Raw genomic sequence first — 20,729 nt, forward strand, 5'->3', positions numbered from 1 at the left:
CCGCCTGGGCACGACGTCAGGCCGCGTTCCATGCGGCGTGGCGCAGCTGGGACGGGCTGAGGGCGGCGGCGGGCAGCAGCTCACCGGTGCAGCGCCCATGGGCGAAGATCACGACGTCGTCGGAGACTTCGAGGATCTCGTCCTCCTCGCTGGAGACCAGGACGACCGTCAGGCCCTCGTCGTGGGCGAGCGCACGGATGATCCGGTGGATCTCCGCCTTGACCCCCAGATCCACGCCCTTGGTGGGTTCGTCGAGGAGCAGGACCGTCGGCTCCTGGGCAAGCGCCCGAGCGAGCAGGACCTTCTGCTGGTTGCCCCCAGAGAGGCTGACGACGGGGGCGTTGCGATTGCCCAGCACACGGAGCTGGTCGAGGTAGGAGCTGGCGCCTCGTCGCATCGCACGGTGGTCGAGGAACCCGAGCCGGGTGAAGGACCCCAGGATGGGCAGGGCGACATTGGTGGCCGAGTCCAGCCCGGGGACGATCCCGTCGATCTTGCGTTCCTCGGTGAGGTACACGAGCCCGGCCCGCTGGGCAGCTGCGGGATTGCGCGGGTGGTACGGGCAGCCGCGGAGCTCGATGTCGCCGGAAGCAGCCGCGTCCAGGCCGACCAGCGCCCGCAGGAACTCTGTGCGCCCGGAGCCGACAAGGCCGTAGAGACCCAGTACCCGACCCGGATGGGCCCGGAGGCTGACGCCCTGAAGCACGGGCGTGCGCAGTTCGCGCACCTCCAGTGCCGCCGGGCGGTCGTCGACCGGGTTGCGGGTCGCATCGGGAGCCTCCGGTACGGAGGAAGCGCCGCGACCCGCTAGCGGGCGGTGGTCCGGACCTGCGATCGCCTGCACCACGTCGGCGCGGCTGACTGCGTCGACGCAGCCGCTGATCCGGACCTCACCATCGACCAGGGCCACGATGTCGCTGGCCACGGAGTACAGCTCGTCGAGCTTGTGATCAACGAACAGGATTCCCAGGCCCTCGTCGTTCGCCAACGACCGGACCTTGGCCAGGAAACGCTCGACCTGGTCGCCCTCCAGGCTGGTGGTCGGCTCGTCGAGCAACAGGTACTTCGCGTCGCGGTGCGTCGCGATCGCGATCTCGAGGAGCTGGCGGGTGGCGACCGGGTAGTCACCCAACCGACGGTCGACGTCGAGCTTCAGCTCGAACCGCTCGATCAGGTCCTGTGCCCGGCGGCGCATGTCCTCACGGAGCATGATGCCCGCCCGCGCCGACTCGGTGCCGAGGAAGACGTTCTGCGTCACCGTGAGGTTCGGCAGGAGCGAGAGCTCCTGGTAGACAGTCGCGATCCCTGCCTCGAGGGCGTCGGCCGGTGAGGCGAGGGCCAGGGCCTGGCCGTCGACCTCGAGCCGTCCACCGTCCGGGTTGGTCGCTCCGGCGAGGATCCGCAGGAGGGTGGACTTGCCGGCGCCGTTGTGGCCGACCAGTCCGACGACCTGGCCGGGCCGGACGGCGACCGACACACCCTTGAGCACCGGGACGCCCGAGTACCGCTTGATCACGTCGTGCGCGCGCAGGCCTCCGTCCACCTGGGTGTGATCCGTCGCCGCCGGCCCGTTCACGTCAGCCCACCTCGCCCGGTGCCGGCGTGTCGCCGTCGAGGAACATCTTCAGCGGCCGCAGGATGACCGGCTCGGGGGTCGCCCCGTCGACCCAGGCACGCACCTGCTCGACAACTCGCTTGCCGTAGTCGGCGGGCTCCTGGGCCACGCAGGCCGGGTAGATGCCCGTCAGTGGCTCTTCCGAGGCGCAGAAGCCGTACACCTTGACGTTGTCGTTGCCCTGGAGGGCCTGCAGTGCGCCGTAGGTGGCCGGACCGGTGCTCGCGAACAGGACCGTGACACCCGGGTTGCCGGAGAGCAGCTCGGTGGTGGCCTGCAGGCTGTCGTCGGGCTTGACGTTGCCGTCGACCTTGGCCACGACGGTGGCGTTCGGGTTGACCGCGATGGCCTCCTCGAAGCCTTCGTCACGCATCAGGACCGGGACCTCGTCGGGCTCCGTGATGAACCCGATCTCGAACGTCGCGTCCGCACCGAGGTCCGCGAGAACCTGCTCGGCCATCTGTGCACCACCAGCAGCGTTGTCCGCACCGAGGTACTGCATGATCTCGGCACCCTGATCGGTCAAGGCCTCCTCGGAGACGATGACGTTGACCGTGAACACCGGGACGCCCGCATCGTTCGCGGCCTTGACGATGGCGGCCGCCGGTTCGGACTTGACCGCGTTGAGCGCCAGAGCGCAGGGCTCCTTCTGGAGCATGGACTGGACCTGAGCGAGCTGGGCGGCGTCGTCGTCGTTGGCGATCTGGACCTCGACCTCGAAGCCGTTCGCCTCTGCGGCGTCCTCGAACCCCTGCTTCATCGCGACGTAGTAGGGGTTGGTGAGGTTCGGCAGTGCGACTGCAAGGTACGGGGTCTCCTCGTCACAGGCGGCCGGGCGCCCCGAGTCCGTGGTTGCCGTTCCGGTGTCCTCGGTGGGCTCCGCGTCCTGGCCGGTGTCGACCGCGCCGCTGCACGCGGCAAGGGTGAGGGCTGCCGCAGCGAGACCTGCTGCAAGGGTCATGCGTCGTTGCATCGAACTACCTCCTGGTGGTGGTGTGGCTCGTGGTGGCGCCGTCGGCGGCCACGGCCTCGCTGAGTGGGGGGGCTTGGGGCGCGACCGGGACGGCGCCACGGCTGCGAAGGCGCTGCAGGACCTCGCTGAACGAGACCCGGCGGCGGTAGGTGTCGAGGATGATGCCGAGCAGGATGATCAGGCCGATGACGAGGGGCTGCCAGTAGCTCTGCACGCCCACGACATTCATCCCGTTCGAGACCTCGGCGATGAGGACGGCACCGAGCAGTGCTCCGGGGATCGAACCGATGCCGCCGAAGAGACTGACGCCGCCGACCACGGCGGCTGCGATGGAGAAGAACAGCTCGTTGCCCGAGCCCGCGCTCGGGTAGCCGACCATGAGGCGGCTGGTGACGATGAGGCCACCCATCGCGGCGCACAGTCCGCTGATCGCGTAGACGAGCATCGTCGTGCGACCGATCCGGATGCCGGCCAAGCGGCTTGTCTCGGCGTTCCCGCCGACCGCGTAGATGTGGACACCCGTCGGGGTCAGGCGCAGCAGCACCGTCAGGATGACCGCAGCGACGGCGACCAGGACAACGGGCATCGGCACGCCGAACAGGGCACCACGGCCAACGATCGCGAACGCGGGGTCCTTGACCGAGACCGAGCTGGCGCCAGTGAGGATGAGCGGGATGCTCGCGGCGACACCGAAGCTGGCGAACGTCACGATGAAGGGCGGCAGCCCGAGGAAGTGCACGAGCGCCCCGTTGAACAGGCCCACGACAACTCCGGCGGCCAGCGCAGCGAGCGCCGCGAGCGTCCAGGGCAAGCCGCTCTGCATGAGGAGCGCCGCGATCATCCCGGTCATCGCGACGTTGGATCCGGTCGACAGGTCGATGCCTCCGGTGAGCAGCACGAACGTCTGCCCCAGCGCGAGGAAGGCGATCACCGCCCCGTTCAGCAGCAGGATCTGAAGGTTGTCGACGGTACGGAACTGCGCGGACATCGCACTGAGGATGCCGCCGACGAGGACGACGACGACGGCGATGCCGAGCTCTTCAGGGACGCGACGTCGCGTCATCTTCTGCCTCCTTGCAGACCGGCGACCCTCGCCGGCTTCTGACCTGCCGATGCGGCGGACCACCGGGCGGCCCGCACGCCGCGACCGCTTGCCTGACCGCTCAGATGAGCATATGCTGCGCTCATGCGATTGAGACTACGGGCGGAAACGGAAGCGGGCAAGGAGGGCTCATGTCACGGTCTGATAACAGAATGAGCGAGACTGACGCTCAAACGAGCAGCGAACTCAGCTCTGTGGAACGATCCCGCCTCGTGACCGTGGCGCGACGGTTCTTCCTCGAGGACCGCAGCAAGGTCGAGATCGCCCAGGAGCTGGGCTACTCACGGTTCAAGGTGGCTCGAATGCTCGAGCAGGCAAGGGCCCTGGGAATCGTGACGATCACCCTGCACGACCACGGCACCATCGATGCGGACCTCTCCGCGCGGTTGGCGGCTCACCTGGGCCTGCAGGACGCCATTGTTGTGGAGAGTGACGACGACGAGTCCCGGCAGCGCGTCGGGACCGCTGCGGCCGAGCTTCTCGGTGCCACCTTGCGCCCCGGGGAGGTCGTCGGCATGGCCTGGGGGCGCACCCTGTCGGCGATGGTGGAGTCGATGCCTTCGCTCCCCCGGGTCTCCGTGGTACAGCTCACGGGCGCGGTCGGGTCCAACCTCGAGGACTCGCCCGTCGAGATCGTCCGGAGAGTCGCACTCAACTCCGGCGGTACCGCCCAGCCGATCTTCGCCCCCCTCGTCGTGGACGACGCCGCGACCGCAACCGCCCTGCGCCGGCAACCCGACGTCGCCCAGGCCCTGCGCATGTTCGACGACATCACCACGGCGGTGGTCGCCGTCGGATCATGGGACCCGCCCGCCTCGCAGCTGCGCGCAACGATGAATGCCGAGGATCGTGACGACTTGTTCGCCCGGGGGGTACGTGCGGAGATCGCCGCGATCCTGCTCGGCGCGGACGGATCACGCATCGCCCCCGACTTCGCCGAGCGGTGCATCTCCATCACCGCCGACCAGCTCTCGCGGATCCCCCGGGTCGTCGGCGTCGCCGGCGGTGCGGTGAAGGCCGGTGCCGTCCTGGCTGTGGCGCGTGCGGGCCTGTTCACCGAACTCGTCACGGACCGTCAGCTCGCTGAGGTGATCCTGGCCGGGCCCGCCGTCGAGAACGCTCCCGCCCAGCGGGCAGAGCGCCGTGAGGCCACGTGAGCGCGCGAAGCGGCAGGCCGATCGCCGTGCCGTCATCGCCATCGAGGCGTCGCCTGCGGGTGGCCGCCTCGCTCTGGTCGGTGGCGGACGACCTCCTGACCACCGAGGCGATCCGCCTCGGTGACGCCGGACTGGACCTGCTCCACTGGGACACCACCGACGGCGAGTTCGCTCGAGACGGCGGGTTCACGCCCGCTCGCGCCGAGGCGGTCACCGCTGCCGCTGGCCTACGCGCCGAGGCACACCTCATGGTCCGCGATCCCCTCCGGCACGTGGATGCCTGGACAGGCTTCTGCGAAGTCGTCACCGTCCATGTCGAAGCCGCGGGCTGGCGATTCGCCGTCGAGCGCATCGCGGCGCGCGGTGCGACGCCGGCTGTCGCGTTCTCTCCCGACACGGTGATCGGTTCCGACGTCCCTCCGGGACTCGGCGCGTTGGTCATGAGCGTTCATCCCGGGCAGGGCGGGGAGGCCTTCGCCGAGACCGCGTTGGCACGGATCAGCACCCTGCGCGGTCGGGCACTCCTTGGCGTGGACGGCGGTGTCACGCACAGCGCAGCGCTCAACGCACAGCAGCACGGTGCGACCTGGATCGTCAGCGGGACCGATATCCTCTCGGCCGCCAGTCCGCGTGCGTGGCTGAACGCGGTCCGCGGATCGGCGCACGACGACGCACCTCTAGTCAGCTGACCGACCACGCCACCATGCTCGGCAGAGGAACTCCTTGGGGGAGCGGCCGTCCGACACACCCGCCGCCCGACCCCGGGCTAGCGTCAGACCATGCCTGAGCCAACCGGCGTGCCGATCGGGCCTGTTCCCCCTGCGCCGTTGCTCACCGGGTCGGAGTCCTTCGTCGGTCTCGACGGCTCGACCGTCTCGGACTTCTGGCGATGGGGCATGTCGGACCTGCGGACAAACACCCTTCGCGGCGTCGTGGCCGAGTTCCTCGTCAGCCGCGCCGTCGGAGCGCCTTCGCCGCAGAGGGTCGAGAGCCAGCAGACGACCCGGACATCCCGCCAGCGCGGCTGTAGAGTCACCGCCCATCGAGGCGGGGATGCGCGTGATCGTCGGATGCGCCCGCCGCGCCGAGACGGCGCCCGCCGAGACCGTGCCCCACTACCGCCGCACGGTGACCGAGACACACTCAACCATCGGACGCGGCCGCTACCTCGCAGCGGCACGCCTGCCCGTGCGCCTGCGCCGTGTGCGCCGCCACGGGGACCACTGCCGAGTTCGTCGAGTTCATGGCCGCCACCGCCGAGGCCGATCGGTGACGCCCGACCCGCATCGACGAGCTCGTCCGCGCCGGCCTGATCCGACGCGACAGGAGCGTGGTCGAGGACTGAGGTGCGTCTCGCCCCGACGCCCGCGGCGTCCACTACGTCGCAGTTTACTTTGCCCCTCCATAGTATGCTTGACCCAACTGAACTCGGAAGGGTGTCAGATGTCTGACTTCGTGGGACGGACAGTCGAGCTCGACCGGCTCACCCGGCTGCTCGCGGAGATCAGCGCACGCGCGGGAGCGGGCCGGACCCACGACCTCGGCACCGCGGTGCTGCTGCGTGGTCGTCGGCGGGTCGGCAAGAGCCGGCTGGTGTCCGAGCTGATCTCTCGGGCCGGTCTCCCAGCGGTGTACTTCCAGGCCGCGCGAGGCGCCGACCCCGCCGCCGAGCTGCGGGCCCTCATGGCGGCCGCTGCGCAGTCGGACCTGCCCGAGGCATGGCTCGCGCAGTCCACGACCCCGTCGACCCTGACCGATGCGCTGCGGATCGTCGACCGGCTGCTGCCCGCCGACCGGCCATCGATCGTCGTGATCGACGAGGCGCCATGGCTCCTCGCGAGCATCCCCGGTGGTGCGGGCGAGCTCCAGCGGGTGTGGGACCACGACCTGTCCCGCAAGCCCGTCCTCCTGCTCCTGCTCGGGTCGGACCTCGCGATGATGGAAGCGCTCGACCACCACGACGCCCCGTTCCACGGCCGGGCGACCCCGATGGTTCTGGACGTGCTGTCCCCACGGGACGTCGGCCGGATGACCGGTACCACCGGGATCGACGCGTTCGACGCCTGGCTGATCACCGGTGGCCTGCCGACCGTGACCCGCGCGTGGGCGCCGGGGATGGGCCGCCAGGAGTTCCTCGCGACGCAGCTCTCGGATGCGATCACCCCGCTCGTGGTGTCCGGGCAGCGGATCCTCGACAGCGAGTTCCCCACGGCTGCCTCGCCCAGGACGGTGCTGACTGCGATCGGTGGGAAGGGTGAGCGGACCTTCACCTCGATCGCGCAGTCCACCGGAGGCAGACCGATGAACTCGGCGACTCTCAGCGAGGCGCTCGACACCCTGTCGACGAGGCGTGCTGCCGTCGCTGACGAGCCCCTGTCGACGAAGTCGGACACCAAGAACCGTCGTTGGCGCGTCGCCGACCCCGGCCTGCGGTTCTGGCTCCGGTACGTCGGTCCTGCCGTGGACGACATCGATCGCGGGCGCGGCGACCTCGCCCTGCGGCGCGTCCACGACGACTACACGACCTGGCGGGGCCGCGCGATCGAACCCGTCGTGCGTGATGCCCTCGAGCGTCTGCTGCCCGACAGTCGGTGGCCTGAGGTGCGGGCGGTCGGCGGTTGGTGGCCGCGATCGAACGTGCCGGAGATCGACCTCGTCGGTGCGAACGCACGACCTGCTGACCAGTACGCGTTCGTCGGGACGATCAAGTGGCGTCCTGACAGCAGGGTCACGACAGCCGAGCTCACCAAGCTCGCGAAGGACGCGACCGCGATCCCCGACGTCGGATCGGGCACGCCCCTGGTGGCGGTGTGCCCTGCGGGCGCGGTGGCTGATGACCGGCTCGCGCAGGTGTGGACCGCCGACGACCTGCTTCAGGCGTGGCAGTAGCGCCGCTGCGCGCCCTCAGGGACCGGCGAGGAGGCGCAGCAGTCCGCCGACCTCGGCCCGCACGGCATCGCGCCCCGGGATGAGGTACCTCCGGGGGTCTGTCAGATCCGGGCGCTCGGCGAGCACCCGACGCACCTCGCCCGTCAGGACGGCGTTGAGCCGGGTCCCGACGTTCACCTTCGTGATGCCGTGACGCACCGCGCCGCGCAGCCCCTCGTCCGGGACCCCGCTCGAGCCGTGCAGGACGAGGGGTACTCCCACGGCGTCCCGCAGTCGGGCGATGAGCGCGTCGTCGAGCACGGCGTCGCGGCTGGCCATGGCGTGCGACGATCCGACCGCCACCGCGAGCGCGTCGACGCCGGTGGCCGCCACGAACGCAGCGGCCTCGGCAGGGTGCGTTCGCACTCCCGGCGCGTGGGCGCCGTCCTTGCCGCCGACCTCGCCCAGCTCGGCCTCGACCCAGCAGCCCGCCGCGTGGCAGCGCTCGACCACTGCGGCCGTCCGTGCCACGTTCTCGTCGTACGGCACCGTGGACGCGTCGAACATCACCGACCGGATACCGAGGTCGAGCGCCTGGTCCACGAGCGCCTCGTCCTCGGCGTGGTCGAGGTGCACGATCACCGGCACGGCGGCCGCCTCGGCGATCGCGAGCGCTGCCCGCGCGATGGGCGCCAGAGCGCCGTGGTAGCGCGCGGCGTTGTGCGAGAGCTGGAGGATCACCGGCAGCCCGGCGTCCTCGGCGCCGGAGGCGATCGCCTCGGCGTGCTCGAGCAGGATCGCGTTGAACGCCCCCACCGCACGGCCCTGCGCGCGGTAGGCGTGCGCGATGGCGGCCATGTCGCCGATCATCGGCCCCCACCGTCCTTGCCCAGCACCTGGACCCGGACGTCGGGCAGCCACGCGTCACGGGACGCACGGTCGATCTCGCCGGCCACCGGACGCAGGACGCAGGCGGCGGACGTGGCGACCATGTCCGCGAGCGCTTCCGGCCAGTCCACGTGTGCCGCGTCGCCCGCTGCCGCGAGGTGCAGCAGGAGGGCCGCGACGGCGGCATCCCCTGCTCCGGTGGGATTCCCGCGGACCGCAACCGGAGGTCGGGCGGCGAGCGCCCCTGTGGCCGTCACGCCGACGACGCCATCGGGACCCAGCGTGACCACCACAGCGGGCGCGCCACCCCGCACGAGCAGCCCGGCGGCAGCGACCACGTCCCCGTCCGCGACCGCTCCTCCGACGAGCTCCGCGAGCTCGTCGCGGTTGGGGGTGAGGATCGCGCCGGACCCGGCGACGGCCGCGAGAGCCGCACCCGAGGTGTCCACCACCACCGGCACGCCCAGGTCGAGGCACCGCCGCGCGATCCGCGCCGGTAGGTCCACCGGGCAGCCGGGCGGCAGGGAACCGCTCACCGCGACAGCACGCACCCCTTGCGCGAGCAGGTCGTCGACAGCTGCGAGAACCTGACCCGTCAGCTGGTCGGGGTCGCGCACAGACGCGCCCGCCTCCTGCAGGCTCGTCGTGGTGCCGTCGTCCGCCACCACCGCGACGGTGCGACGCACGTCGGTCAGCGCGTCGACGGTCAGCGTGCGCAGGCCGAGTGTCGCGAGACCCTCCGTCAGCTCCGCTCCCGCGCGTCCGCCCGTCAGGACGAGAGCAGTCGGCTCGGCGCCGAGGTGCGCCGCCACGGCGGCGACGTTCACACCCTTGCCGCCGGCGCGCACCCGCACGTCCCGCACCCGCACCACGTCGTCGACCACGAGCGCGGGCACCTCGTACGTGACGTCGATCGCCGGGTTGAGCGTCACGGTCGCGACCCGGAGTGCCACCCCGGCGCGACCCGCCGCCCCTGCCCGGATCGTGGGCACGGGCGACGGGGTCGCGCCGTCAGGTGAGGTCACCGGACCTCGGGGACGGTGTCCTCGGCGGCGGGAAGCACCCGTGGCGTGCGACCGCCGTCCGCGACGGCGCCGACAGTGAGCTCCTCGCCGCGCTTCTCGTCGCTGTAGACCATCAGCGTGGACCCGGCGAGCGCGAGAGCGATGCCGATCGTCTGGTAGGCCGACGGCAGCGTCCGGTAGATGACCAACGACAGGATGATGGTCAGGACCGGTGCGAGCGCGTTGGTGACGGGCGCCACGATGGATGCCTTGCCGCGGCTCAGAGCCATCACGAGGAAGAGCGCACCGACGGCGTTGAGCACCTGGGTCGCGGCCGTGAGGGCGGGGGCCTGCCAGGGGAACCCACCGGGCAGACCGCCCATCATGACGATGGCCAGCGGGATCAGCAGGATCCCGGTGATCGTCATCCAGCCGAACGTCGTGGCGTCGTTGACGCCCACGGTGGCGGCTTTGCGCATGAAGTAGGCCTGGACGCCCCACGCCATGCAGATCAGCACGGCCAGCACCAGGTAGGGGCCGGTGGACAGCTCCGAGTCACCCGACGAGATCGAGAACATCACGATCGCGACGAGTGCCATGGTCACGCCGATCGCCGTCAGCCGGTTGACCCGTTCCCGCAGGGACACGAGGGCCATGACGACGGTGATCGCAGGCGAGAGCGCGATGATCGGGAAGATGATGTAGGCGGGACCCATCGTCAGGGCCTTGAAGAGCAGCAGCTGGCCGCCCGCCCCGGTCAGACCGATGATCAGGCCGTACTTCGTGGCGACGCCGCGCCGGTCGAAGGTCCGTCCGCGCATGGAGAAGTACGCGGGGATCAGCATCGTGCACGCCCAGATGACGTAGACCATCTCGTCCGGGTAGCCGTACCTCGACGTGGGCTGGCTCGAGAAGGCGCCCCAGACGCCCCAGAACAGGACGAGGAGGGCTGCATACGGGATCCAGCTGGTACCACGGCGAGCCGCGGCGACGTTGCCGGTGGAGCTCATGAGGGGATTCCTTCCTGGGTGTTCGTCTCGGACTGGAGGCGCTCGAGCTGGTCGGGGTCGAACCGGTGCCCCGCGAGGCGTGCGGCGTAGACCGCCGCGCCGACGTGCGGCGGCAGGAGAGGCGCGCGGAGGTCGTAGGCGTGCGCACTCGCACGCACCCCCGCTGCGAAGGCTTCGCGGACGTGGGGCGACCCGAACATGCCGCCCGAGTAGGAGACCGGGATCGCCTCGCCGTCGTCGAACCCGAGGGCATCGGCCTCGACGTCGACCAGGAGGGCGAGCTCGCGCCCGGCCGCCCGCAGGATGTCGGCCGCGACGGTATCCCCCGCGTCGGCGGCCTCCCCGACCGCCCGGCTGAGGGTGGCGATCTTCGCGCGATCCCCGTGCCACTGGTTGAGGACGACGTCGATCACGTCGAGGTCTGCGGCAAGCCCGAGCGCGGCCCGCACGGCGCCCACGAGTCGCCCGGCCGGAAGCCGGCCGTCACTCATGCGGGTGAAGGCGTTCAGCCCCTGGATCGCGACCCAGTACCCGGAGCCCTCGTCACCGAACAGCTCACCCCATCCGCCGGCCCGCCAGCTCGTGCCGCCCCGCTCCCCGTAGGCGATCGAGCCGGTGCCGGAGACGACGTTGATGCCGTCAGCACCGCCGAGCGACCCGGCCCAACCGCAGACCATGTCGTTGCCGCAGGCGTAGCGGTCCGTGCCGAGCACCCGGCCGGGGATCGCGTCGAGCTCGGGCAGGTCCCCGCTGACCTCGCCGTAGCACGGGATCCCGACGAACGAGTGGGTCAGCGCCTCCGGCGCGAGTCCGACGACGTCGCAGACCGCCCGTACGCCGTCGCGCAGCACGCTCTCGACGAGACCGATGCCCTCGGTGAAGTAGTAGATGCTGTTCTGGCGGGACTCGGCTGCCACGGCACCGTCGTCGTCGAGCAGGCAGAACGCGGTCTTGGTGCCGCCGCCGTCAACGCCCAGGTACACGTCACGACCCCTTGTTCGCGGTGAGCGGGTGGATGACGACGCCCTGGACGACCCGGTTGACCTCGCCACCGGGGAACGGGTTGTCCGGCGACAAGCCCTCGTCGAGCGAAGCGGCGAGCGCCAGGGTCTGCGCGAAGACGATCGCGGGCAGCGCCCAGGCCGCGTCAGCCTGCGTGGCGACGCCGGGTACCCGCCAGGTCACCGCCGGGACGTCCGCCTCCCCGGCGCCGTCCACCACGACCACCCGCTCTCGACCGATGGCGGCGGAGAGCTCACGGGCGATGTCGAGGTCGTACGCGCGGGTGTACTCGTCGTTGGACAGGTAGACGACCGCGACCGTGTCCGCGTCGAGGGTGGACTTGGGCCCGTGGCGGAAGGCCATCGACGCGTCCCCGACGGCGAAGATCCGGCCGGCGGTCAGCTCGAGGCACTTCAGGGCGGACTCGTGGGCCAGGCCCTTCAGGGCACCCGATCCCAGGTAGATCAGCCGACGAGGGCGTTGCGCGATGAGTGCGGCAACCGCCGGCTCCACACCGGCCAGCACGGCCTCGCCGGCGACCGCGAGCTGCTCGACGTCCACATCGACGCCGAAGGCGAGCAGGGTCGCGAGCGCCATCCCGGTGAAGGACGAGGTCATGGCGAACCCCTCGTCGTTCGACTCGGGCGGGAGCACGAGGACGAACGCGTCGTCGCGGCTCCCGCAGCGACGAGCGAGGTCGCCGTCGGGGTTGCACGTGATCACGAGGTGCCGCACCGTCGACGTGAGGCGATCTGCCAGCTCGACCGCGGCAACGGACTCCGGGCTGTCACCGCTGCGCGCGAACGAGACCAGCAGGACGGGGCGGTCCACCGGGAGCGCGGCGTGCGGCGCGGAGACCACGTCGGTGGTCGGGACGGCCGTGACGGTGCGCGCGAGCCGACGTGCAAGCGGGTGCGCGACCAGCTCACCGATGAACGACGACGTCCCGGCGCCGGCGAGGACGACCACGCACGCCGGATCCGCCAGGGCATCGGCGAGGAAACGGTCCAGATCGCCGCGGCGCCCTTCGACGACGCCCGCGACGTCGCGCCAGACGCGCGGCTGCTGTGCGATCTCGAACCCGGTCCTGCAGGACCCTAGAACGGTCCGAACTTCGGTGGCCATAGCACTCTCCCTCGCGACACTGCGGATACCGGACTGTAAGCGGTCTCCGTCTGGACTGTCAACAGTATCCTACTGGTATCTTACTGGACTGGCGGCCAACTGGTATTCTGGTGGTATGGACGCAGCGGATCACGGTGGGCTTCTCGGCATCGACGCACGGCCGCTCTACGAGCGGCTGGCCGCGGACATCCGTGCCGACCTGGTGAGCGAGGCGGGGGCCGACGGGGCGCGTCTGCCGTCGGAAAGGCGCCTCACCGAGCGCTTCGGGGTCTCGCGTGTCACGGTGCGCGCCGCGCTCAACGAGCTCAAGGCACAGGGAGTGCTGGTCTCCCTCCCGGCGCGGGGATGGGCGGTGGCGCGGGGCTCGCTCGAGGGGGCCGGCCGGCTCGGGCGCGATCGGGTCCAGGGCTTCTCGGATCTCGCCTCTCAACGGGGGCTGCGGATGCGCAGTCGTGTCCTGGAGACAGCCATCCGCCCGGCCACTGTGCATGAGGCCGATCTGCTGCGCACCGTCCCGGGCACCGAGCTGTTCGAGATGCGACGCGTCCGCTACCTCAACGACCTCACGATCGCCGTCGAGCACAACCGGCTACCCCTGTCGATCGCTCCCGCGATGGGCGAGGCCGACTTCTCAGAGACGTCGCTGTACGCACTGCTGCGTGCGGCCGATCCCCCGCAGTCTCCCCGCTACGCCGACTACTCGGTCGAGGCACGCAATGCCACGAAGGAGGAGCGGGAGCTGCTGGACATCGACGGACCTGTCCCCATCCTGAGCGCCACGCAGCTCACGTTCAATCAGGACAGTCAGCCGATCGAGCTGACGGTGCAGGCCTACCGCGGGGACCGGTACACCTTCCACGCGTCGATCACGGACTGACCGCCGGTGACCGCCGTCGCCAAGTGCATCGGGCTCACGCTCGACGTACGCGGAGCCTCTGTCACCCGTTCGGACGTGTCGGACGCGGCTCAGTCGGCCGACAACCTAGTCAGCACCCCGTCCCGTGATCCGGAGATCCGACGATGCCCCTCTTCAGCCGCACGCGTCCGAACGCCCCCGAGGAGCCCGCTCCCGCCACGGAGGCCGCATCCGCAGTACCGGAGCCGGCGCCCGCTCCCGCCACGGAGGCCGCATCCGCGGCGCCTGCAGCTGCAGCTGCCGACGACGCTCCCGAGCGACGGGTGGTGTCCCCTGCGCGCGCACCGGAGCTGCCCGAGGGGTGGACCTACCGTTTCACCTCCGCAGCGATGGGAGACGCCCGGATCGCTCTGCTCGACCACCGGGGCCGGGTGGTGGCCACCGAGAAGTTCGTCGGGCACGCAGCGTCACCCGAGTTCATGATCGCCGCGGCCTGCGCCAAGGTGCACGCCGCGTGGCAGGCGGACGGCGGTGTGGTGTTCGAGGTGCAGAGCTTCACCGCCTGCGCAAACCCCGAGGGGGCCGGGTGGCGGGTGTGGTGCAACCAGGCGCTCGGCGTGACCTTCCTGGTCGACGAGCTGGAGCAGGCGCAGGGCAGGATGGTCCAGGCGCTGGCCGAGGCCCGTGGCCTGAAGGCGGCCGAGGTGCACGTCACGATGGTGCCGAGCCGGTAGCCGGACCTCGCTCAGGGGCCGCCGATGGATGGACGCGCGGCGACAGGAGCCGACGCCCGTCCCGATGGTGCGCCTACGCCGAGGTTCGGCCGCCGTGGACGTCGATGCGCGCAGGAGTCCCGAGCGGCGGCGGCGAGCTGCCGTCACTCCTTGGTGCAGGTCGTGGTCGTGCTGCGCCCATCCATGCTGGTGTGGACGATCCGCACCGCGTCACCCTCGGTGCGCACCTGGATCTCCCCCGGGTCGGGCACGTAGCCCGACTCCTGGTTCTCCGGTGCCCATGAGGACGTGAACACGTCGGCAGGTGAGGCGTCCGCAGCGGGGAAGCCACCTGCCACGGCGTGGTCGAACTCGCGCGAGCCGTCGATCGGGCCGTCGATCTCGACAACAAGGTCACCGAAGGCGATATCCCATGTCCCGGTGGCGCATCGAGAACCTCCACGTGGTCAGAGCTGACACTGGTGCGTCACCGCGTGCACAGACGTCACGGCTCTCGCCCATCCGTCGATCGGACGATCGGGCCCGTCCAGCACGTGCACCTCCTGGACGTCGCCCACCACACCGACAAGCGACGGGCGGGCCAAGGGTGCGGGCGAGAGGCGGACTCCGGCGAGCGCTGCCAGCGGACCAAGGACGACATGGGCGAGGAGGAAGAGGACGCTGTGCGTCGCTCCGGCGCCTGCCGAACGATGCGCGCGAGCCACCCGGCCCAGGGTCGCCTGGGCAGTCGGGACCACCACGACGACGCGGCCGTGCGGGCCGGCCATCCACCGCAGGTGCTCCAGACAGGCCGGCACGTCGGCGACGAGGTGCAGGACGTTGACCGCGACGACGCAGCAGTCGCCCGCCGGGGGGTGGCACTCCTCGATCGACTCGTCCGTCACCTGCTCGACGTCGAGGTCTCTCGCGACCAGCCGGGCGCGCATGTCCGGGTCCGGCTCACAGGCGCGCACGACCCGTCGTGCGGCGGCGAGCTCGCGGGTGACCAGCCCGGTGCCGGCTCCGAGCTCGATCACGGGCAGCTCCGGCGGCACCTCCTGAACGACACGCCGCGCCACAGCTGCCGTCAGCCCCGTGTCCCACAGTGCGTCGTACCACCGGGCGTACACCCGCCAGAACACGCCCCGGGACATCACGGCGGACCCTGAGGTCCGCGCGGTCAATAGATCAGCCATCGACCGCGCCACACCCACAGATAGGCCAGGTAGGCGATCCCGGCGAGCGCCAGGAGCGGCTGACCGATCGCGAAGCAGCCCACGACGCCCGCTCCCCACAGGAGCGAGACCAGCACCCGAGAGACCATCGCAGCCCCACGGCCGACGACGTCGAGCCCGGTCCCGATCTTCTCCGAGGTCGATCGGGGCCCGGGGGCCCGCACCGCCACCGGGGGCGTCGGTACCGACGGCGTCGACATCCCGGCGATCACCGGCTCGCCGGTCGCCACGACGCCCGCGCTCTCCAGCTCGCGCACCCGCTGCCGGAGGACCTCGAGCTCGCGGACGTCCGCGACGTCCGGGAAAGCCTGACCGTCGACGGCGCTCTTGGCCGCCGTGAGGGCGGCCAGCGCCGCGCCGCCGGTGATCCGGTTGGTCCAGTGCGCACCGTCCCACCACCGCTGCACGCCAGGCGGGTCGTCCCACCGGTGACGCCAGCCCACTCCGTCGACGCTCACGTCGTCCTCCCTGGTCCCTGATCGTGCCGAGCAGCTGAGCGCTGCCGCGCCCTGTGCGAAGTCAGTCAGACGGAGCGCGCCGACGTGCGGGATCGGGCGTTCGGCGTTGTCCGGGCAATCACCCGCGGGCGGCGTGGGTGATCGTGCGGCCGCAGCGGTGTCGAGGATCGTTACGCTTCGGGGGCCGCCGACGCTGTCCCGCGGGCCCGATGCTGCATCGACGAGGGAGCTGGGATGGCCGTCAAGGATCGTCCCGAGCCGAGTCCTGCGACCGCGAGCTCGCGTGAGGAGCTCGCCGCAGCGCTCACCCACCTTCGCGAACGACGCGGTCTGACGATCCGCGACGTGGCTCAAGCCGCCGGCCTGCCGCTCGCCACGGCCGGCGGCTACTTCAGCGGACGCCACCTTCCCCCGTTGGCCGCCGTGGACCAGTTCGTGCGGGTGCTCACCGTGCTCGACGTCCCCGAGTCCGAGACCGTCGTGTGGGTGGCCGCGATCGGCCGGTTGCGGCGCCGGCCGGGCCGGCGCCCGGCGACGGCCCCGGCCCCGTACCGCGGGCTGGCGGCCTACCAGCCCGAGGATGCGGCGCTGTTCTTCGGCCGGGAGGCCCTGACCCGGACGCTGGTCGCGACGGTCACCGCGGGGCCGGCGACGCCGCTGGTCGTCATCGGCTCGTCGGGGTCGGGCAAGTCCTCCCTGCTGCGGGCCGGCCTTGCCGCGACCCTGATCGCCGAAGGCCGCCGGGCCGTCGTCGTCACGCCGGGCGAGGACCCCGCTGCCGCCCTGGCCGATGCGATGGCCGGTTCGGGGCCCGGGGTCGGGGGCGTGCTGATCGTCGATCAGTTCGAGGAGCTCTTCGCAGCCGGGCAGACGCCCTCGTCGTCCACCTTCGTCGAGGCGCTCGCCGCGATCCACCGCGCTGGTGTCGTCGTGGTCCTGGGAGTACGTGCCGACTTCTTCGACCGGATCCTCGGCGTCGAGCTCCTCACCACCTGGCTCACGGAGAACAACGTCCTGGTCGGACCGATGTCCGCTGAGGCCCTGCGACGGGTCGTGGTCGAGCCGGCCCGGGCGGTCGGGATCGAGGTGGAGGACGCGCTCGTCGAGGTGCTCGTCGCCGAGGCCACGGCCGGCTCCCGGTCGACCCCGGGTTCGGACCTGGAGACCGGTGTGCTCCCGCTGCTGTCGCATGTGCTCTTCGCGTCGTGGCTGGCGGCGTCCGGCCGCCGTCTGACGTTGGCGCAGTACCGGGAGGCCGGCGGCTTCGCCGGATCCATCGCCCAGACCGCCGAGGAGGTGTACAACCGGCTGACCGACGAGCAGCGTGCCGCCGCCGGGCGCACACTCTCGCGGCTGGTGCACGTGCGTGACGGTGCGGCGGACACCCGTCGGATGGCCGTCCCGCGCGAGTTCGGATCGACGCTGGCGATGGAGGTCGTCACCGCGTTCGTCGATGCCCGCCTGCTGATCTCCGATCAGGAGCACATCCAGATCGCCCACGAGGCCCTGCTGACCGCGTGGCCGCGATTCCGGTCCTGGCTCGACGCCGACCGCGACGGTCTGCGGACCCACAGCCGGCTCACCGAAGCGGTCCAGCACTGGCTGATCTCCGGGCGCGACCCTGACCTGCTGTACCGGGGTTCGGCGCTGGAGACCGCGGTCGCCTGGACCGGCGACCCGGACCAGCGGGGCGGCCTGGAGCCGGCCGAGGTCGAGTTCCTGCACGCGAGCTCGGTCGCCGAGCTCCAGCGCGCGAGCGCGAGGCGCCGGACCACCCGGCGGCTGCGGGTGCTCGCGGCGGGCCTCGCCGTGCTGACCGCGACCACCGGCGGTTTCGCCGCTGCCGCGGTGGCCCAGAAGCGACACGTCTCCGACGAGCGGGACCTGGCCGTCTCGCGTCAGCTCGCGGTGACCGCCCAGAGCCTGGCCGTCACCGACCCGGCGCTGGCCGGGCAGGTCGCCGCCGCCTCCTACCTGACCGCCGACACGCTCGAGGCGCGCACCGCGCTGCTCAGCGCGTCCGGTCGTACCGCTGTCTCCCGGCTCGCCCAGGCCCCCGGCATCGTCAACGCCCTCGACATCAGCCCTGACGGTTCGATGGTCGCCGTCGGGACCGACCAGGCGACGATCATGGTCTGGTCCACAGGCACCGAGCCGCACGAGATCGCGGAGATCCCGGTGCCCGACGGGGCCGTCTACGCGGTTGCCTTCAGCCCCGACGGCCAGGTCCTGGCCACCGGCGGGGACAGCGGTCGGCTCTCCCTGTGGCGCCTGTCGGACCCCGAGGACCCGGTCCCGATCGACGTGCTGGGCGCCGAGGTCGGCACGACGCTCTACGGCCTGGCCTTCGGCGCCGACGGCGTGACGCTCGCCGCCGCTGTGGCTGACGGAACGGTTCACCTGTGGCAGCGGGACACCCCGGCGGACGGGTTCGCCCTGGTGGCCGTCCTGCCCGCCTTCGAGGGCACCGCCCAGGCCGTGGCGATCGACCCGTCCGGGAATCTCCTCGCCACGGCGGGCTCGGAGGGGCTCCTGGCGCTGTGGGACGTGAGCGACCCGGCCCACCCCGACCGGCTCGCCCAGGACGTCACCGCGGCCGGCGGCCAGATCACCTCGCTGGACATCAGCCCCGACGGGCACACCCTGGCGGCCGGAGCGATCGACACCCTGGTCCACCTGTGGGACATCTCCGACCCGGCCGAGCCGGTTGCCGGCCTGGTCCTCGCCGGGCCGGCGTCGTGGGTCAACGACGTCAGCTTCAGCAACGACGGGTCGCTGCTCGCCGCGCCGAGCTCCGACCAGCACCTGTGGATCTGGCGGACGGGCACGGGTGCGGTGACGCAGGCCCTGGTGCATCCCACCACCCTGCTCAGCGCCGGCTGGTCCCCCGACGACGAACGCCTCTACTCCGGCGGGGCCGACGGCGTCGTGCGGGAGTGGACCTATCCCGGCTCGACGCTCTCCGGCTTCACGTCGATCCCGGGCCAGGGTGTCTTCGGAGCCGATCTGGTCGCGACCGCGACGGCGGACGGGATCCAGCTCTGGGACGCGTCCGACCCCGACGCGGTGACCCGGCTGAGCCTGGCACCACCGCCCGCCGGTGTCCGCCTCGACGGCGCCGTCGACATCTCGGACGTCCTCGGCCTCGTCGTGGCCGGGGACACCACCGGTGCGCTGCACTTCTGGGACGTCGCCGACGCCGGCGACCCAACGTACCTCACCTCGGTGCAGGCGCACTCCGACTGGGTCGACTCGGTCGCGTTCGACGCGTCCGGCACCCGGATGGCCGTGTCCTCGGACGACACCTCGATCTCGCTGTGGGACCTGTCGCGAGGCATCCCCGACGCACCGACGTCACGCCTCGACGACCTCGGCGGCTTCGTCTACGCGGCCGCGTTCTCGCCGGACGCCCGGACGCTGGTCGCCTCGGTGCTCGACGGGCAGGTCCTGATCGTCGACGTCAGCGACCTGGCCGACCCCCAGCTCCTGGGGGAACCCCTGACCGGACCTGTCGGGTACGTCTACAGCGCCGGCTTCAGTCCGGACGGCCGAACCATCGCCGCCAGCGGGAACGACAAGACCATCTGGCTGTGGGACGTCACCGACCCGGCACGGCCCACCCCGCTCGGAGCGCCCCTCGTGTGGGCGGACGGGTATGCCACGAACCTCGCCTTCAGCCCTGACGGCTCCCTCCTGGCCGCCGCGATGACCGATGGCACCGTGCGCCTGTGGGACCTGACGGACCGCCAGCACCCGGCTCGGTGGGCCACCCTGGCGGGGATCGCCGGAACGGTCTACGGCCTGGAGTTCTCCCCGGACGGGCACCATCTCAGCGCCGCGGGTGCCGACCGGACGGTCCGGATCTGGAACACGTCCCTGGCCGAGGCGAATGCCGAGATCTGCGCGAGCGCCGTCCGGGGCCTGGCCATGACGCAGGCCGAGTGGGCGCGCATCGCCGGCGACCTCGAGCTTCCCGCCCTCTGCCGGTAGCTCGTCGCGCACTGTCCCGGTAGCTCGTCGCGCACTCTCCCGGTAGCTCGTCGCGCACTGTCCCGGTAGCTCGTCGCGCACGACGCGAGCGGGCGGGTATTGGCCGGACAACTCCGAACGCACGATCCCGCCCACGCCGGACCCGGACGTGGCTGACTTCCCTTGCACCCCGGAGCGCGCACGAACCATCTCCCGGGGCATGACCCGGAGGGATCGATCATGGAGACGCTGCTCGTGCTCATCGGGATCGTCGCGGTCGTCGTGGCCATCCAGTACATCAAGAAGGGCATCAGCCATGGTGCCGCCAAGGTGATCTACAAGAACACGAACTCCAAGGGCGTCGACGAGATCCACACCGTCCTGACCTTCGCCGCCCCGTCCCCCCCGGAGAGCGTGTGCCGGGCGGTCGACGCACGACTCGCCCTGCCGCACGAGGTCCCCACCCTCGTCGGGAAGATGCACGTCAGCGAGTCCCGACCCGATCTGCTGCGGGTGGCCCTGGGCAACAAGCTCGGCACCGAGTGGTCGGGCGCCGCCGCGTTCGAGCCCGACGGCGCCGGCGGCACCGTCGGCACCTACCGCGTCACCAACTGGACGACTCACGACGGCGTGATCCAGTCCAGCGGGATCACGAGTCGGATGCGGGAAGTGCGCGAACAGATCGCCGAAGCCGTCACCTCCCAGGGCGGCACGAGTCAGACCCACCTGGTCCCCGTCGGAATGAGGAAGTGAA

At 71.4% G+C, this 20,729-nt stretch carries 18 protein-coding genes; 7 read left to right on the top strand and 11 right to left on the bottom strand.

The annotated features are described in order from the left end of the window. Window positions 1-16: 16 nt before the first annotated feature. Genes K415_RS0104805 through K415_RS0104815 form a run of 3 tightly spaced genes read right to left on the bottom strand, consistent with a single transcriptional unit; the run spans window position 17 to window position 3,651 of the window. Window positions 17-1,576 (bottom strand): sugar ABC transporter ATP-binding protein, encoded by a 1,560-nt coding sequence (locus tag K415_RS0104805; protein WP_024285962.1) that lies wholly within the window; start codon window positions 1,574-1,576, stop codon window positions 17-19. 1 nt (window position 1,577) lies between these two features. Beyond that, window positions 1,578-2,576 (bottom strand): substrate-binding domain-containing protein, encoded by a 999-nt coding sequence (locus tag K415_RS0104810; RefSeq protein WP_197024669.1) that lies wholly within the window; start codon window positions 2,574-2,576, stop codon window positions 1,578-1,580. A gap of 16 nt (window positions 2,577-2,592) precedes the next feature. Continuing rightward, on the bottom strand, window positions 2,593-3,651 hold the full coding sequence (locus tag K415_RS0104815; protein WP_024285964.1) for an ABC transporter permease: 1,059 nt from the start codon (window positions 3,649-3,651) through the stop codon (window positions 2,593-2,595). Window positions 3,652-3,902: 251 nt separating this feature from the next. On the opposite strand from K415_RS0104815, the gene K415_RS0104820 reads away from it, so the two are divergent. The 3 genes from K415_RS0104820 (at window position 3,903) to K415_RS0104830 (ending at window position 7,736) form a co-directional block, all read left to right on the top strand. Continuing rightward, window positions 3,903-4,847, top strand: coding sequence for a sugar-binding transcriptional regulator (locus tag K415_RS0104820; protein ID WP_024285965.1), 945 nt, complete (start codon window positions 3,903-3,905; stop codon window positions 4,845-4,847). Between the two features lie 59 nt (window positions 4,848-4,906). Then, window positions 4,907-5,536, top strand: a complete 630-nt coding sequence (locus K415_RS0104825; RefSeq protein ID WP_024285966.1) for a hypothetical protein — start codon at window positions 4,907-4,909, stop codon at window positions 5,534-5,536. A 754-nt stretch (window positions 5,537-6,290) separates the two neighbouring features. Then, a complete protein-coding gene (locus tag K415_RS0104830; protein ID WP_024285967.1) occupies window positions 6,291-7,736 on the top strand; it encodes an ATP-binding protein in 1,446 nt (481 codons plus the stop codon). Window positions 7,737-7,751: 15 nt separating this feature from the next. Here the strand turns inward: K415_RS0104830 and K415_RS0104835 are convergent, their stop codons facing one another. From K415_RS0104835 to K415_RS0104855, 5 genes are read right to left on the bottom strand one after another with little or no spacing between them, the layout of a single operon-like run. Further along, complete coding sequence (locus K415_RS0104835) at window positions 7,752-8,573, bottom strand: class II fructose-bisphosphate aldolase (RefSeq protein WP_029663176.1); 822 nt, start codon at window positions 8,571-8,573, stop codon at window positions 7,752-7,754. Window positions 8,574-8,581: 8 nt separating this feature from the next. Further along, the gene (locus K415_RS0104840; RefSeq protein WP_024285969.1) at window positions 8,582-9,628 is read right to left on the bottom strand and encodes a 1-phosphofructokinase family hexose kinase; all 1,047 of its coding nucleotides are present in this window, start codon (window positions 9,626-9,628) and stop codon (window positions 8,582-8,584) included. Beyond that, the gene (locus K415_RS0104845) at window positions 9,625-10,617 is read right to left on the bottom strand and encodes a DMT family transporter (RefSeq protein WP_024285970.1); all 993 of its coding nucleotides are present in this window, start codon (window positions 10,615-10,617) and stop codon (window positions 9,625-9,627) included. The genes K415_RS0104840 and K415_RS0104845 overlap by 4 nt, the downstream gene beginning before the upstream one ends. Next, window positions 10,614-11,600 (bottom strand): N-acetylglucosamine kinase, encoded by a 987-nt coding sequence (locus tag K415_RS0104850; protein WP_024285971.1) that lies wholly within the window; start codon window positions 11,598-11,600, stop codon window positions 10,614-10,616. The genes K415_RS0104845 and K415_RS0104850 overlap by 4 nt, the downstream gene beginning before the upstream one ends. A gap of 1 nt (window position 11,601) precedes the next feature. After that, complete coding sequence (locus K415_RS0104855) at window positions 11,602-12,744, bottom strand: SIS domain-containing protein (RefSeq protein WP_024285972.1); 1,143 nt, start codon at window positions 12,742-12,744, stop codon at window positions 11,602-11,604. A 115-nt stretch (window positions 12,745-12,859) separates the two neighbouring features. Here K415_RS0104855 and K415_RS0104860 point away from each other — a divergent pair, with 115 nt between their 5' ends. Continuing rightward, entirely contained in the window at window positions 12,860-13,621 is a 762-nt protein-coding gene (locus K415_RS0104860; RefSeq protein WP_029663179.1) for a GntR family transcriptional regulator, read from the top strand. Between the two features lie 305 nt (window positions 13,622-13,926). Continuing rightward, window positions 13,927-14,334, top strand: coding sequence for a hypothetical protein (locus tag K415_RS0104865; RefSeq protein WP_155859368.1), 408 nt, complete (start codon window positions 13,927-13,929; stop codon window positions 14,332-14,334). 143 nt (window positions 14,335-14,477) lie between these two features. Here the strand turns inward: K415_RS0104865 and K415_RS0104870 are convergent, their stop codons facing one another. The 3 genes from K415_RS0104870 to K415_RS0104880 form a co-directional block, all read right to left on the bottom strand. Continuing rightward, entirely contained in the window at window positions 14,478-14,672 is a 195-nt protein-coding gene (locus tag K415_RS0104870; protein ID WP_024285975.1) for a hypothetical protein, read from the bottom strand. 108 nt (window positions 14,673-14,780) lie between these two features. Then, entirely contained in the window at window positions 14,781-15,467 is a 687-nt protein-coding gene (locus tag K415_RS22510) for a class I SAM-dependent methyltransferase (RefSeq protein WP_024285976.1), read from the bottom strand. 26 nt (window positions 15,468-15,493) lie between these two features. Beyond that, window positions 15,494-16,006: a hypothetical protein gene (locus K415_RS0104880; RefSeq protein ID WP_024285977.1), complete on the bottom strand. Its 513-nt coding sequence runs from the start codon at window positions 16,004-16,006 to the stop codon at window positions 15,494-15,496. Window positions 16,007-16,240: 234 nt separating this feature from the next. Between K415_RS0104880 and K415_RS0104885 the strand changes: the two genes are divergently transcribed. Next, window positions 16,241-19,996 carry a helix-turn-helix domain-containing protein gene (locus tag K415_RS0104885; RefSeq protein WP_024285978.1) on the top strand — a complete coding sequence of 1,252 codons (3,756 nt, stop codon included), beginning with the start codon at window positions 16,241-16,243 and terminating at the stop codon, window positions 19,994-19,996. A gap of 219 nt (window positions 19,997-20,215) precedes the next feature. Continuing rightward, window positions 20,216-20,728 (top strand): hypothetical protein, encoded by a 513-nt coding sequence (locus K415_RS0104890; RefSeq protein WP_024285979.1) that lies wholly within the window; start codon window positions 20,216-20,218, stop codon window positions 20,726-20,728. Window position 20,729: the final 1 nt, after the last annotated feature.

The sequence above is a fragment of the Cellulomonas sp. KRMCY2 genome (assembly GCF_000526515.1).
Taxonomy (GTDB): Bacteria; Actinomycetota; Actinomycetes; order Actinomycetales; family Cellulomonadaceae; genus Actinotalea.

Bases quoted from the DNA above. Each gene is read 5' to 3' on its own strand.
- K415_RS0104810 (WP_197024669.1), bottom strand. From the start codon at position 2,576: ATGACCCTTGCAGCAGGTCTCGCTGCGGCAGCCCTCACCCTTGCCGCG.
- K415_RS0104815 (WP_024285964.1), bottom strand. From the start codon at position 3,651: ATGACGCGACGTCGCGTCCCTGAAGAGCTCGGCATCGCCGTCGTCGTC.
- K415_RS0104830 (WP_024285967.1), top strand. From the start codon at position 6,291: ATGTCTGACTTCGTGGGACGGACAGTCGAGCTCGACCGGCTCACCCGG.
- K415_RS0104835 (WP_029663176.1), bottom strand. From the start codon at position 8,573: ATGGCCGCCATCGCGCACGCCTACCGCGCGCAGGGCCGTGCGGTGGGG.
- K415_RS0104845 (WP_024285970.1), bottom strand. From the start codon at position 10,617: ATGAGCTCCACCGGCAACGTCGCCGCGGCTCGCCGTGGTACCAGCTGG.
- K415_RS0104855 (WP_024285972.1), bottom strand. From the start codon at position 12,744: ATGGCCACCGAAGTTCGGACCGTTCTAGGGTCCTGCAGGACCGGGTTC.
- K415_RS0104860 (WP_029663179.1), top strand. From the start codon at position 12,860: ATGGACGCAGCGGATCACGGTGGGCTTCTCGGCATCGACGCACGGCCG.
- K415_RS22510 (WP_024285976.1), bottom strand. From the start codon at position 15,467: ATGTCCCGGGGCGTGTTCTGGCGGGTGTACGCCCGGTGGTACGACGCA.
- K415_RS0104885 (WP_024285978.1), top strand. From the start codon at position 16,241: ATGGCCGTCAAGGATCGTCCCGAGCCGAGTCCTGCGACCGCGAGCTCG.
- K415_RS0104890 (WP_024285979.1), top strand. From the start codon at position 20,216: ATGGAGACGCTGCTCGTGCTCATCGGGATCGTCGCGGTCGTCGTGGCC.